This is a genomic window from Pseudoprevotella muciniphila (genome assembly GCF_003265305.2).
Taxonomy (GTDB): Bacteria; Bacteroidota; Bacteroidia; order Bacteroidales; family Bacteroidaceae; genus Alloprevotella; species Alloprevotella muciniphila.
Map to the genome: position 1 here is coordinate 20,563 of NZ_CP033459.1, position 14,963 is coordinate 35,525.

The 14,963-nt window shown below is 54.0% G+C and carries 8 protein-coding genes; all 8 read left to right on the plus strand.

Annotation, left to right across the window (positions count from 1 at the left end; genetic code table 11):
• Positions 1–16: 16 nt before the first annotated feature.
• The 8 genes from C7Y71_RS00170 (at position 17) to C7Y71_RS00205 (ending at position 14,956) form a co-directional block, all read left to right on the plus strand.
• Positions 17–5,470 (plus strand): tape measure protein, encoded by a 5,454-nt coding sequence (locus C7Y71_RS00170; protein ID WP_111899398.1) that lies wholly within the window; start codon positions 17–19, stop codon positions 5,468–5,470.
• A 5-nt stretch (positions 5,471–5,475) separates the two neighbouring features.
• Positions 5,476–5,952: a hypothetical protein gene (locus C7Y71_RS00175; RefSeq protein ID WP_111899397.1), complete on the plus strand. Its 477-nt coding sequence runs from the start codon at positions 5,476–5,478 to the stop codon at positions 5,950–5,952.
• A 34-nt stretch (positions 5,953–5,986) separates the two neighbouring features.
• Positions 5,987–10,063 carry a hypothetical protein gene (locus C7Y71_RS00180; RefSeq protein ID WP_151908869.1) on the plus strand — a complete coding sequence of 1,359 codons (4,077 nt, stop codon included), beginning with the start codon at positions 5,987–5,989 and terminating at the stop codon, positions 10,061–10,063.
• Positions 10,064–10,081: 18 nt separating this feature from the next.
• Entirely contained in the window at positions 10,082–12,688 is a 2,607-nt protein-coding gene (locus tag C7Y71_RS00185; RefSeq protein WP_151908870.1) for a hypothetical protein, read from the plus strand.
• Complete coding sequence (locus C7Y71_RS00190) at positions 12,685–12,936, plus strand: hypothetical protein (protein WP_151908871.1); 252 nt, start codon at positions 12,685–12,687, stop codon at positions 12,934–12,936. Before C7Y71_RS00185 ends, C7Y71_RS00190 begins: the two co-directional genes overlap by 4 nt.
• A 215-nt stretch (positions 12,937–13,151) precedes the next feature.
• Complete coding sequence (locus C7Y71_RS00195) at positions 13,152–13,394, plus strand: hypothetical protein (protein WP_111899298.1); 243 nt, start codon at positions 13,152–13,154, stop codon at positions 13,392–13,394.
• A gap of 67 nt (positions 13,395–13,461) precedes the next feature.
• A complete protein-coding gene (locus C7Y71_RS00200) occupies positions 13,462–14,292 on the plus strand; it encodes a DNA adenine methylase (RefSeq protein WP_111899299.1) in 831 nt (276 codons plus the stop codon).
• A gap of 25 nt (positions 14,293–14,317) precedes the next feature.
• Positions 14,318–14,956 carry a thymidylate synthase gene (locus C7Y71_RS00205; protein WP_151908872.1) on the plus strand — a complete coding sequence of 213 codons (639 nt, stop codon included), beginning with the start codon at positions 14,318–14,320 and terminating at the stop codon, positions 14,954–14,956.
• The last annotated feature ends 7 nt before the right edge of the window (positions 14,957–14,963 follow it).

Below are 14,963 nucleotides of genomic sequence, written 5' to 3' on the forward strand. Positions count from 1 at the left end.
ACAAAGAATTAAACAAATGAGACCTGTAGAGATAGAATTCCTGATGAAGGGTAACTTGAAGGACGGTCTGAAGGAGGCTCAGGACCAGACGCGTGGTCTTGAAAGTTCTCTGACGAGTCTTCGCAACACGATTGGCGGCGTTTTTGCCGTGAGTCAGGTTGGCGACTTCGTTCGCAAGATTATGGACGTTCGCGGTGAGGTGGAGTCCTTGCAGATTTCGTTCGAGACCCTTGCGGGCACGACTAAGGGCCGTGCTCTGTTCGGCGACATCAAGAGTTTTGCGGTGAACACGCCGATGATGATGCAGGACTTGGCGAAGGGAGCCCAGACTCTGCTGGGCTTCAACATTGAGGCTGAGAAGGTGATGCCCATCCTGAGACAGATAGGCGACATCTCAATGGGGGATGCTCAGAAGTTCAACTCTTTGACGCTTGCCTTTGCCCAGATGAGTAGCACGGGCAAACTGATGGGTCAGGACCTGCTTCAGATGATCAACGCTGGTTTCAACCCTTTGACCGTGATTGCCGAGAAGACCGGCAAGAGCATCGGTGAGCTGAAAGAAGAGATGTCTGCCGGCAAGATTACGGTAGAGATGGTAGCCGACGCCTTTGAGACTGCTACGTCTGAGGGCGGTAAGTTTCACGGCATGCTTGAGAAGCAGAGCAAGGGCTTGAAAGGGGCGATGAGCAATCTGGAAGGTGCATGGGAAGATGCGCTTAACGAGATGGGCGAGAAAGGCCAGGGCGTGATGGTCGGTGTTATAGACCTCACGACATCCGCCATCAAGAACTACGACAAGCTGGGCACTGCTATTCTGACCGTTGTTGCCGCCTACGGCGAGTACAAAGGTTCCCTGATGGCGATTGAAGCCTTTCAGAACATGATAGCGCGGCAGAAAGAGACTATAGAGAACAACCGTGTGAGCGAGCTTCAGAGCCTTGTGGATGATTACAAGTCGTCGCTTGACACGGGTGCGATTGAAACCGAGACCGCTGCCACCCAGGCTAACAGTGCGGCGAAGGAAGGGAATGCATCAGCCATCGATGCCGAAGTCATGGCGATGGAAAAAGAGCTGAAAGCGAGGCTGGCAGAGGCTGAAGCGAATGCTGCGTCAGCTGATTCGGAACTTGAACTTTCGAACCAGATGGTTGATGCTGCGGAGCGTAATGTAGCTGCTAAGCAAGATGAGCTGGATGCTGCGCTGCGTAGCGGTGATGCGAAGGCGGCGGAGAAAGCCCAGGAGGAACTGAACACGGCGGTGAAGGAGAAAAACACTGCCGTGGAGATACGTCAGGCGGCAGCGAAGAACTCTGCTACGGCTTCGACGCAGAAACAGACTGCGGCTCAGCGGCTTAACACTTTTCAGACTCAGGTGGATACGGTGCAGAAGAAAACCAACACGGAGGCCACCGGCTTGTGGGCTGCCGCGACTGAGCTATGCACCAAGGCGATGAACCGTCTGAAGGCTGCCTTTATGTCTAATCCGTTCGGCATTGCACTGGTTGCGATTACGTCCATTATCGGTTTATTGTCGGTGTTCTCCTCTGAGACAGACGAAGCGTCGGATTCCGTTGACCGTTTCCGCAAGAAGGTGATGGATGAGCAGTCTCAGCTTGACACGTACTACAACGTGCTGAAGCATGTGGAGAAAGGCACGAAGAGCTACAAGACAGCTCTTGACGGCATGAATGCGATAGCCCGCGAGTACAACATGGAGCAGATCAGCGTCAACGACACGCTTGAGGAGCAGGAAAAGAAATACGAGGCCCTTACGGCCGCCATCAAGCGGCATGCCGCCGAGAAGAATCTTGCGGAAGCCGCCGGCAAAGCCAATGAGGACGCGATGAACGCCGAGAAGGAGGCGATGGATGATTTGATGAAAGCGGCGGCGAGCGCTTCTCACAAGGTCCTTGAAAACGCCAATGTTTACAATGATGCTTTAGGCACTTACGAATACCAAACGACAATTGTAGAAAAAAACTCTCAACATATACGTGAGATAACCTCTGATACCTGGAACATGATTTCCCAGGATGTGATGACCAATGCCCAAAAAATATCAGCGGCGTTTGCCAAGGGGCCGGAAGAGGGTAAGAAAGCCGTAGAGGAGCAGGTAACTTCTATTGAGTCCCTTCTTCGTTCGCTGGGTGCGACGGACCAAGAGATAGAGGGTTTCCACGACAGTCTATACGAATACGTGGAGACCTCTGCCAAGGGGTTTCAAGGTGCCTATTCCAAACTGGAACGGACAGAGGCTCAGCTGAAGGGCCTTGCCAATGCGACGGTAGATCTGAAAGACACCACGAACGACGCCATCGACGAGATGAACTACGAGGAGCTTATTCGTAAGCAGCAGGAGGTTCAGAACAAGATAGATCAGCTGAATGCTGACGAGGTGAACATCCGAACTAACACATCGCAGCTTGAAGCTCTGAAGCAGTTGCTGATAGATATTAACTTACTCATCCCCGACAAGCTGACCAAAGGAACTGAAGCCGATTTGCAAAGACGCATTAAAGAAGCTAAGAACGACCGCGATAATGCAGTTATCGGTTCTCCTGATTGGAAAGAAGCCAACGACCGCGTCGGAAAGCTGGAACAAAAACAAAAAGAAGTGCAAGGCCTACATGCCGAGAATATCGGCAAGGGCAAAGGCGTCCGACGTACATCCGGCGGCGGTTCCGGCAGAGGTCGTTCAGGGAGTGGTCGTTCCGGACGTTCCAGAGGTTCCGGGAGTTCCGGCAAGCCGAGCGGTAAATCCGTTATTGACAAACAACGCGACCAGCAGCGTTACCAGGAATTGGTGAAAGAGCAGGAACTGGAACGTCAGCGCGAGGCAGAGGACCTGGCTTTTGAGACCCGCCAGCATGAGATAGACATTCTGGAAGAAAGCAACGAGAAAGTGCTCGACCAGATACAACTTGACTTCGACAAAAGGAAGGCTGAGATAAGACGCGCCTACGAAGACCTGAAGCAGGAAAAGATTGACGATGCAAGAAAGGCCTTCGAAGCGAATCCTGCCAACAAGGAAAAGTTGTTTGACCCGAAAACGGTTGACACCTCCTATACAGACGCCGAGAAAAAAGAAAGAGAGAAAGCCGATGCTGCGAACGAGCAACAGCGGAAGCGTGCCACCGAAGCCGTCTATGCCTCCGAGGCTCAGGCGATGCGTGATTTTCTGAAAGAGTACGGCAGTTATCAGCAACAGAAGTTGGCTATAACGGAGGACTATGCCGAGAAGATGAAGAAAGCGCAGACCGAGGGTGATCGTCTGAAACTGGAGAAGGAGCGTGACCTTAAGTTGGAGCAGGCGGATGCCGCTGCCATCAAGCAGAGCATTGACTGGGGCAGTCTGTTCGGCGACTTCGGCACCATGTTCAAGGAGCAGTTAGAGCCTACTTTGGAAAAACTCCGTGCTATTACGCGGAGCGAGGGTTTCAATCAGAGCACTGTTGAAGAGCAGGAACTGTTGTACGCACTGATCGAGAAGCTTGATACGAGTGCCACGGTGTGGGACAGCGACATTTTCAAGCGCGTGAGTGACGACATGGAGTCGTACCAGCGCTCGATGCAGGGGCTGATATCGGCTCAGGAGGAAGAGCAGCGCGTGTATGCCGATACCTCAAATGCACTGCGCGTTGCGCGCGAGAGCCTGATTGATGCGCAGACCCGCGGCGACAAGGCTGCCATGGCGATGTGGCAGTCGGAAGTGGAGAAGCTGACTGAGCGTCAGCGCAAGGCGAGCGAACAGGTACAGGCGTGCAGCCGCGCTGTGAACGAAGCGACGGTGAAGCTGAAGGCGAGTGCCGACCGCGCCAAACACATGTTCGAGGGTTTGGAGAGTGCCATCAGCGGCCTTACGAGCGGTTCGCTGAAGGGTATCGGTCAGAGCCTGATGGAGTTTGACAAACTCTTCGGCGGTAGTGCCATCACCAAGAAAGTTGGCAACGCTCTGGCGCAAGGTTTGCAGGATTTGCTTGGCAAGGACAAGAGTGTAATCAAAGCCCTGACGCAGGGTCTGCGGAACCTGCTTGGGAAGGACAGGAGCGTGAGCAAAATCATGACGCAAAGCCTGTGGGAACTGCCAGGCAAGTACAATATCGTGAGCAAAGCCCTGACGAAAGCCCTTGGCGATTCCGGCATGACGGGTGAGATACTGAGTGCCGTGCTCGGCATTTTCGACGCGATTGCAGAGAATGGCATCAGCGGCATCATCACCAGTGTCCAGGACACGATTATCGGTGCGGTGGAGAAACTTCTTGACGACTTGCTGAGCGGGGACATCATCACGAAGCCCATAGGCAACCTGATGGAGCACCTGAACCATATACTTGATACGGTGACTTTCGGCGGTTTCTCGAGTCTGACCGACCGTCTCGGCGACGGTGACAGCGACAAACATTTAGAAGAAGACCTGGAACGTCTCAGCCAGAGCAACGAGGACCTGAAACAAGCCATCGACAATCTCGCCGACGAATTGAGCGATGCGAAGATGAGCAACGTGGAAGGTCTCTACGAGCAGCAGAAGAAGAACATCCAGGAAATGGAAAAGAATGTGCAGGAGAGCATGGCGCGTAGCGGTGCTGCCTACACAAACGGCCACTGGTACAAGGCATGGACAGACGGTCATCACAGCTCCAACAAAAAAATAGACGAAGGCATGAAGAGTGCCGAGTGGGATGCCATCAGCAAGTTGCTGGGCAAGAATGTTCGCAGTGCTGGTGACTTCTGGGCACTGTCGAGCAAGGAGATGTATGAGGTTGCCACGAAACTGACCAGCGAGTACACCCACCTGAAAGACCTTGCGAGCGACGGCTACAAGGATGCTTCGGAGTTCATGGACGACTACATTACCTACTGGAAAGAGCTGGAGGAGATAGAGAACGCCTATAGGGAGAAGATGACAGGTCTGTCGTTTGACAGTGCACGAAGCTCGTTCAACAGTCTGGTAAAGGACATGAAGAACGGTACGAAGGAGATGTTGTCGAGTGTTGACGACATGTTCGAGGACGCCATTCTGAACTGGCTGATGTCTGAGCGTTACAGCGACCGTTTGCAGGGCTGGTACGAGCGGTTTTCGGAGTACATGAAAGACGGTCTGGAGAAATGGGAGGCCGACGAATTGCGTACCTGGTATGGCAACATTTTCGACGACATGAACAGGGAGCGTGATGCCGCCTACACTGCTGCACGTATTGATCCTGATGAAGCCGGCGTGACTCAGAGTGGCAAGGCTGGTGCTTTCGAGACGATGACGCAGGACCAGGGTACCAAACTGGAAGGTTTGTTTACGAGCGGCCAGCGTCACTGGGCGAGCATGGACGAGCTGCTCGGTCAGATAGCGGACCGCTGGGGCGGTCTGACTGACCGTCTCGGCGAACTGGTAGAGAACACAAACTATTGCCGTAAGCTGGAGGGCATCGCCGATGACATCAGGTCGATGCGCCGGGACGGCATCAAAATGAGATAAAGACTATGGCACAGGTAGAACATATACTGAGCGGCCAGGTGTTGGTGAACAACACCGACCTGTGGGACACCTACGGCGTGTTCCTGCGTGAGGAGCGCAAGGGTGGGCATGAGAACCTTAACGCTTTGCTTTCCCCCTCGAAGACGAAGGCTCATGTGGCCGTGAACATCAGGGAGCAGGACGGTGAGGATATGGGTGACACGCTTGACGTGAAGAGCGAGGGTCGCGACGTTACGCTGCATTTCGCTCTCCAGGCCGATAGTCCTGCTGCGTTTGTCGTAAGATATACCTCCTTCATCCAGTTTCTGAAGACGGGCAATAACGGCTGGCTGACTTTCAACTTTCCCTCGCTTGGTCTGACGCTGCGGATGTATGCCGTGGAGTGGCCCAACGGTTTTACCGCGATATCTAATCTGTGGGTAGAGGGTGAGCAGGCCGGTGCGTTCAGGGTGAAGTTCCGCGAGCCTGTTCCTTCGTTCTGATGTTTTTCTAATGGCATTATAACATCATTCAAATATGATTGAGATATACGGAAGCAATGGACAGCTGAAGTGTCAGGTTGAACCTGTCGGCAGCAGCCAGCAGGACAAGAGCCTTCAGGGCGACAATGTATTGTCGCTCTCCTTTACGCATTATGCCTTTCTGGAACTGGAAGTGAACGATTATGCGGACTTTGCCGGTGATCGTTACTGGCTTCAGGAGCGATACCTGCCCAGTCAGAAGAACGAGCGCGAGTGGGAGTACAACGTGAAGTTGTACGGTATCGAGAGCCTGATCAAGCGTCTGCTGGTGTTACAGAACAGCGACGGTGAGAACGAAGCCGTATTCACTCTGACTGCTCCTGCGACAGAGCATGTGCGGCTGATTGTGGAGAACATCAACGACGGCATGGACCACACGACTAACTGGAAGGTGGGCACTGTGATTGAGAGCGAGAATCTGACCATCGACTATGACGGCACGTACTGCAATGAGGGTCTTCGCCTGGTGGCTGAAGCTGCGGGCGCGGAATGGTGGATAGAGGGTGAGACGGTGAATCTGTGCCGCTGTGAGCATGGTGAGGAGCTGACGCTGAGATACGGCGAGAGTCTCTTGTCGCTTGACAGGGACGAGGCTGACGGTGTGAAGTTCTACACGCGGCTTTTCCCGATAGGCAGCAGCCGGAACATTGACAGGGAGAAATATGGCTCGACACGACTCCAGTTGCCTGATGGTGCAAAGTATGTGGACATTCCCGGTTTTGTTGAAAAGTATGGTGTGTTCCACCACTACGAGCAGGAGGCCTTCAGCGGTATTTACCCTCGAAGATTGGGCGAGATCAGCAACGTGCGCTGGGAGGAAGTGAAGGACAGCGACGGCAATCCGTTCACGATATGGTATTTCCGGGACGACGGTCTGACTTTCGATCCCAACGACTATGAGATAGCCGGACTGGTGAAGCATGTGAGTTTCCAGAGCGGCGAGCTTGAGGGCCGTGACTTTGAGGTGAACTACAACAGCGAGACCAGGGAGTTTGAGATCATTACGACGTGGCCATACGATGACGACACGCAACTGCCCGATACTCAGGGCGGTCTGCTTGTTCCGAAGGCGACTGACACCTACATTCTGTGGAACATCAGGATGCCGGATGAGTATTACGGTCTGGCAGAACAAGAATACCTGGCAGCCGTTGAAGCCTTCAACAGTGAGCACCTTCTGGACAAGAGCGTGTATAAGGCTCCGACGAATCCGAAGTGGGTGGAGCGCGTCGGTGCGCAACTGTATGTAGGCCGTCGGGTGCGTCTGGAGAGCCAGAAGTATTTTCCCGGTATCGGTTACAGGAGCAGCCGCATTACGAGACTGACGCGCAAGGCGAGCGACCCCTGCCAGATAGACTTGGAAATCAGCGACGCCTTATCGACTGGTGCGATGACCAAGATAGAAGACAGCATCCATGACGTGAAGATGTATGCCGGCAGCATACTGGGTGCGGTGAACGTCCCCGACCTTATCAGGAGCTGGGACGAGACCAAGCCGACGGACAACAACATCTACAGTGCGCGGCGGACGCACAAGGAGTTCCTAAGCAAAAACAACGCTGACCGTGCCAAGGAGAAAATCATCTTCGACAAGGGCATTGACATCGGCGACTTCGAAGCTGGCGAGAAAGGTGCAAGAATTGACGGTTTAGGCAATGCTGAACTGCTGACGCTGGTTGTCCGCCAGTTGTTGCGCAGCGCAAGGTTTGTGGACGGCTTTGGCGGTGAGGGCTGGCAGTTGTGGATAGATGAGCAGGAACTGGCAAACCTGACCATTGACAAGCTGACGGTTCGGCAGGTGATGACCGTGCTTGAACTGCTGGTAGAAAAGATCCGCAGCGTGGGCGGTCAGATAGTGGTGAGTGCTGCCAACGGAAAGATAAAGACGGTCGAGGAGACCGATGACTTCTATATTATTACTTTTGAGCAGGAGAACACCTTTCAGGTGCATGACCTGATGCGTTGCCAGACCTTCACCGGCGGCAACCTGAAAAGTTATTGGGTGGAGGTGGCTGCTGTTGACGGCAATTCGGTACTGGTAGAAGCGAGTGAGTTTGACGCCAGTCTTCCGGCTGAAGCGGACGAGGTGGTGCTGATGGGCAACACCGAGGACACGCTGCGCCAGAACCTGATACTCATATCAGCCACCGAGGACGGCCAGCCGAGAATCGACGTGATGGACGGCGTGAAGGCGAAGAACTTCACAGGCTGCCTCCGTGCGCGACTGGGCAACCTGGACGGCATCAATGATGACTGGTTTCCGGCAGACAACCAGCCGCAGGGCAACGGCCTGTACAGCGACAACGCCTATCTGCGCGGCACGTTCCTGCTTGCGACGGGCGAGGACATCAAGACCAAGTTTGAGATAACTGAAGGCAAGATCGAGAGCAGCATGAGTGCGCTGCGCCAGGACTTCGCCCAGGAGAAAGGCTATCTGAACAATCCCAGTTTCGACGATGGTCTGAGTAAGTGGCTGACGGAGAACGATACCGTGTTCTGGCTTGCGGGTAACAAATGGATCTGGTCCAACGAGAACGTGCTGACCAAGAAAGGCGACGGCGCGAGCGTGACAAAAGACGACGGTCGCGTGGTGGTGCGTATCAAGAACAAGTATATCATCCAGAAGAATGCGAGCCTACGAAGCAAACCGACGATGGAGACGAACCCGGCGACGGGACTGAAGGAGGCGAAGCCGGTGTATCTGAGTTTCCTGTACCGCTGCGCAAGTGCCGGCACGCTGAAGGTGCGTTTCGAGGGCGTTGACAAGACTGGCTTTGAGAACTTCAACTCTATGGACGTGGAGGAGACGCTGGCAGTGACCGATGGCTACAAGCAGTACACCTGCAACGGGCTGTGGAACGGCACAGGCGACTTCAAACTGAGTTTCACTGGCGACATCTATCTGTATATGCTGATACTGAGCACAGACAAGATTGAGAGCCTGACGTATAAATACCGGACACTGTTCGAGCAAAGTGAGAAGCTGGTGAAGATAGCCGCGCAGAACTTTGATCAGGACGGCAACGTGCTTGCCGAGAGCGGCATTATGGTGAAAGCTACTGGCACTGGTATCTATGCCCAGGGACCAGATGGTAAACTGGCATTGATAGGTGTAGGCGTACAGGAGACCTATATTGATGGGGAGGGGCATGAGCAGACCCGCACCGTGATTAAGCTGACTGCCGACAACATCCAGCTGGAAGGTTTGGTGACAGCCAACCAGTACTTCAAGATAAAACAAGATGGCAGCATCGAGGCCATAAACGGTAAGTTTGGCGGTCAGATAGATGCCCAGAGCGGCTATATCGGCGGCTTTGTGATAGCCAACGACCATATCGGCGTGGGCAGCGTGACCTACGAGGAGGACGAACACGGCAATTTGCAGCCGGTCATTCACGATGACACGAACGGTCTGTTCCTCTATGACAGCATGATTGGTTTCAACGACACGGACCGTCAGGCCATTTTCGGCACGTGGAACAGTATGGGGCAACCCATGCTGTGCCGCCTGGTTGACACGGGTAATGGGTTTCTGCCCAAATGGGGTATCCTGTTCGACATCCGGAACTCCAGCAGTGCGAACCTTGCTTTTGCCGGCACCGGCAATGGTGTGCTGAACGGCTTTATCGACGGCTACAAGTTCACAAAGGTGGGCGTGAGCCAGGCGAACAAGATATACGATGTGGGGCTGTCGGACAGCAACCGCATCATCGTGAACTGCTCGGCGGCCAATGCCGGCATAGCCCTTCCGCGACTGTCGTCCGTGCGCAATGCGCTGAGCATCGTCACGAGTACTCCGTTTGCGGTGAGACTTATCGTTACCTCCGACCTCGGCTCGCTGAACTTTTACGTTTACGGGCGCAACACCCTGCCGGACGGCAGCAACAACACCCCTTGGAACTCGGAGGACTATCCCTTGATTACGCACTGGAACGGTGGCTGTTGGGCGAACATTGAAATCGGGCAAGGCGGCACGGTGGAGGTGCTGCTGGTGTATGACCCTGGCCGCACTGCTACGATAGACGGTTTTACGACCATGTTTACAGCGAGAATAATCAACATGCAAGATTAACCATAAAATTCCATCAACATGACAGAACAAGAGAAACAAGAACTGAAGCAGGAGATTATTGCACAGATTCAATCCGAGAGCCAGGACGTGACGGAACTGGCGAGGGTGCAGACCCTGGACGGTATCAACACATTGCCAGCCCTTCGGGGTACGGAATTGGTGATTGTGCCGGTAAGTCTTCTCGGCTCCCCGGCAAGAACGGCGGCTACTGCGGCTATGGCGGCAAAGGAGCTGGCCGAGACAGCAGCAGCAACAGCCGGAACGGCAGCCGAGAATGCCAATGAGAAAGCAGGCCTTGCCCAGACGGCAGCATCGCAGGCGACAGAAGTTCTGGAAGCCATGGAGCGGAGCCATTGCCGCCGTATTTATCGCTACTTTGCTGATGACGTGTTCACCGAGACGGGGCTGATGCGTGCGGACGGGAGTGTGAGCACCAGCAGTGCCTATCTGCACACAGTTCCCATGTCTGTAGCCGGAGTGGAGAGATTTATGCTTCATACCAAGTTGGTCGGCGAGACTGCTACATCGTTCTTCCCAATCGTGGTGTGGCTCGATGACGATAATAACGTGGTGGGCTACGTGAACTGCACCGCCGGTGAGGGCGACTATGAACTCGTACCGCCTTTGGGGGCTACGTTGGCGGTGTTCAACGCTCTGCGCACGTTCATCACGCAGACCGACAGTGCCGTGTGCCATGCAGACATCGTGAGTGCCACCCCCTTTGCGCACCGCATATACCTCTCGCCGGAGGGCAGCGATGAGAATGACGGACTGAGCAAGGGCAACCCCGTGCAGACCCTGCGCCGGGCGAACTCGCTGCTCGCTCCCGACGGTGAACTCGTGATGCTCGCGGGCGATTACTACAACCTGCCGCTCGACCTCTCGAACTACGGCAGGCTGACGGGCAGCGGGCGCGTGCGCTGCATCAGTTGCTACCGCGTGACGGCGGCAACGGCTGTGAGCGGCTACACGCGTGTGATGAGTGCCACCATCGACAATCCGCCCGTGCGCGGCACGTATCTCTGGCAGCACGATGTGGCTGACGCGGCAACGGCGATTGCTCCGGACGAGGTGCACCCCGTGCAGGAAGGCGCGACGCACCGCCTGCCCTCCACGCGCATCTATCCTGCTGCGTCGATAGCCGAGATAGAAGAGAGTGCGGACGTGCTGAAATGGTACGTGAGCGGCACGACGCTCTATTTCTCCATCGTAGCCGGCACCGACCTTGCCACGCACCCTGTCGTCATTCCGCGCCGGACCGTTGCAGCCTCCGAAGGCGGCAGCATTGAGGTGAGGAACGTGCGTTTCCTCTATTCCGGGCTGCTGCTGGGCGGCATGCACGGCATGCTGGAAAACGTGAGTGTGGGCATGACGAACGCTGCCGGTGCGGTGCGCTACGACGGCACGACCGACTTCCTCATGCGCCGCTGCGAGGCATTCGGCTGCTCGAACGACGGCTTCAACGGACACGGCACGTCTGCTGCCCCTTCCGACATCGTGCTGGAAGACTGCTGGGCGCACGACAATTCGGACGACGGGGAGAGTTGCCACGAACATTGTGCAGTGACCTCGCGCGGCGGGCTTTATGAATACAACGGTAACGGCTGTACGCCGGCGAGCGGCGGACGGGCGAGTTATTACGGGGTTACTGCGCGAAAGAACCTGCCGGGTCATGCCTGGACGGGCAGCACGCGCGAGGGCACGGGTTTCTCGGCACAGGGCGCGGCGACGTCGGGCGCACAGACCGCCATGCTCTGCCAAGGCTGCCATGCCACGGGCAACAGCACCGGCATACGCACCACGCTTGCCACCGGAACCATTGCAGTCGAGTGTACGTCTGTTGACAACGCAGCTGACTATGGCGGTAATGTGGTTATCGTGGAGAATGTGTACAGTACGTTGCAGCGGCAGAAAACGCGCTACGCAGCGCATGGTGCGGATTATGACACCTTGACCGGAACGTGGCGTATGCACAAGGTAGGCAACGACTACCTGGTAACCGGCTTGAGTGCGGCTGACATGGAGGTCATCTGCGCAGGCGTGGACATCAATGGTGCGGGCAGCCTCTTTGGTGCGCTGGGCTCTCCCTATGCCGGCAAGACCAACAGGCGGATATATACATATACCGGCATTCATAGCAAAATATTTCCGCTTATTGCAAACTCAATGGCGAACGGCAACAAGTCGCTCGAAGTATTCTATTCGCCGTACCATGCCAGCGGCTTGCTGTGCGTGAGCAACCTTTCTGCAGGCTTCGCCAACTGCTCCGCGTTGAGGGTGGTGAAGTACTTGGATGTGAGCAGGGTGACGAACTACGCTGGCTTCGGAAACGCATTCCTTAATTGCGGTAACCTCGAGGAGTGCTACCTCAAAGGCTTCGACGCACAGAAAGACATACGGACGGGACATGAGACGGACGGCACGCTTGATTTTAGCAAAAGCCCCAAACTAACTCGTGAGAGCCTTGTCTTCATCGTCGAAAATGCCGGCACTGCTTACGAGAAGAATCTGCGCATTCCTTCTGGCATATATACAGCATGGAACGCGGACGGGGAAGCGTCACCGACATGGCAGGAGTTTACTGAGATGTGCGTAAGCAAGAAAATATCAATACATTTAGCATGATAAGAAAGATTTTGAAATGGCTTAAAACAAGCCACAGATACCTGCACCTGCTTGGCGGCATGGTGCTTGGTTTGGTCAGCAACGGCTGGTATATGGCTTTGGTTGCTGGTTTCTGCACGGCAGGGGCGCTGGAATACAAAGACTGCATGTACAACAAGCGTATCACCGCTTGGGACTGGATTGATTTCGGACTGACTGTGCTCGGAACTGCGGCAGGCTGGTCCATCCATGCGTTGATTTTTAGTTGAATACAACCCGGATATTTCCGGTTGAATGTTATCTGACTAAGCCCTTGGGGGCGGGCATAGAAAAAGCCCCCAGCCTGTTAATATAGACGCCAATCATTTATTAACACGACACCGCAATAGTGTACAACTGGGGGTTTATGCCCTTCATCGCACTATTGCGGTTTTTATTGTCGAATAAATGATTGGCACTACAAATGTACAAATTTTTATAGAAAATGACGCTATTTGAGATAATTAATTTCAACAAAGAGCTTATTGACAGGCTTATTTCGGTCGGTTTTAAGCCCGACGACAGCCGTTACGTGGCACTTTATGCAGACTATATGAAGATGCAAAGGCAGGGTGAAAAGATGACATATATCGTGGCACTGCTCTCTGACAGGTACAAGGTGAGTGAGCGCAAGGTGTACAACATCATCAAGAAGTTTAAGACTGACTGCACGGCCGGTGCAGTGTGATTCGGGTTGAACCTTTCTTCGTCTCATATAAGGCAGCTACCTTTGTCGTATCACATATATTGAGACAATGAGAAAGCAATATCTATCGGCACCGCTTCCGTTCCAGGGACAGAAGCGGATGTTTGCCAAGGAGTACATCAAGGTTCTCCAGCAGTTCCCTGACGGTACGACGTTCGTGGACCTGTTCGGTGGCTCTGGCTTGCTGTCACACATAGCCAAGTGCCAGAAGCCGAACTCCACCGTAGTTTATAACGATTTTGACGGCTTCAGTAAGCGGCTGGATGCCTTGCCCGTGACCAATGCGCTGCTGGCAGAACTGAGAGAGATTGTGGACGTTCCTCGCCACAAGCCCATATTGGGAGAAACAAAGGAACGTGTGCTTTCATGCGTCCGCAAGTATGAGCGAGACTACGGCTATATTGACTATATCACGCTGTCCTCTTCGGTAATGTTTTCGATGAAGTATGCCACGGAGTTTGCAGACTTGGAGAAAGAGACTTTATATAATAATATAAGGACGACAGACTATCCCCAGTGTCAGGACTACCTCGACGGACTGACCATTACTTCCTGTGACTATAGGGATGTGTTTGAAAAATACAAGGACGTGCCAGATGTGGTGTTCCTCGTTGACCCTCCCTATCTGAGCACTGACTGCAAGACCTACAGGATGTACTGGAAACTGTCAGACTACCTCGACGTGCTGACTGTGCTTGCCGGACACCGCTTCATCTACTTTACCTCTAACAAGTCCTCTATCGTTGAACTGTGCGACTGGATGGGTAAGCATCCGGAACTGGGCAACCCGTTTGAGAACTGCCTGCGTCGGGAATTCAATGCCCACATGAATTACAGCGCGTCCTATACGGACATCATGCTATATACGAAAGCCGCTTGAACAAGATTCTAATACCGTTTGAACGATGAACAAATACTACCAGATACTGGGCAAGGTTCTGGAGAAAGGAAAAATCCAGACGAACAAAAAAGGGAATATCCGCTACCTGCTCAATGAACAGTTGTCACTGACCCCTGCAGACCTGCTCGACATATTCGAGAGCCACGGCATAGCCAGAAAGAAACTGAAGAATGAACTGCAACTGTTTATGCAGGGTGAGCGGAACGTGGAACGATACCGCGACGTGGGCATCAACTGGTGGGACTATTGCGGTTCTGTCCTGGTGAACAGTTACCCGACCTACTTTGAAAAACTGCCTCCCCTCATTGCGAAGATAAACCGCGAGAAGCGAAACAGCAAGAACTATGTGCTATTCCTCGGTGAGACTGGTGCAGAGAGTAACCAAGCCCCATGCCTGAGCCTCGTGCAGTTCCAGATAGACGACGGGGAACTGGTACTGTCAGCATACCAGCGAAGCAGCGACGCGAACCTTGGCTTGCCGGCTGACATTTACCATCTCTACCTCATGGCTCGGCAGATAGATTTGCCTCTGAAAAGCATAACGCTGAACCTTGGCAACGTACACATATACGAGAACAACCAGGAACGCACACGCCAACTGCTTGCCGGCGATGAGAACGTGCGATTTGACTTGAATACTTGAATGTGGT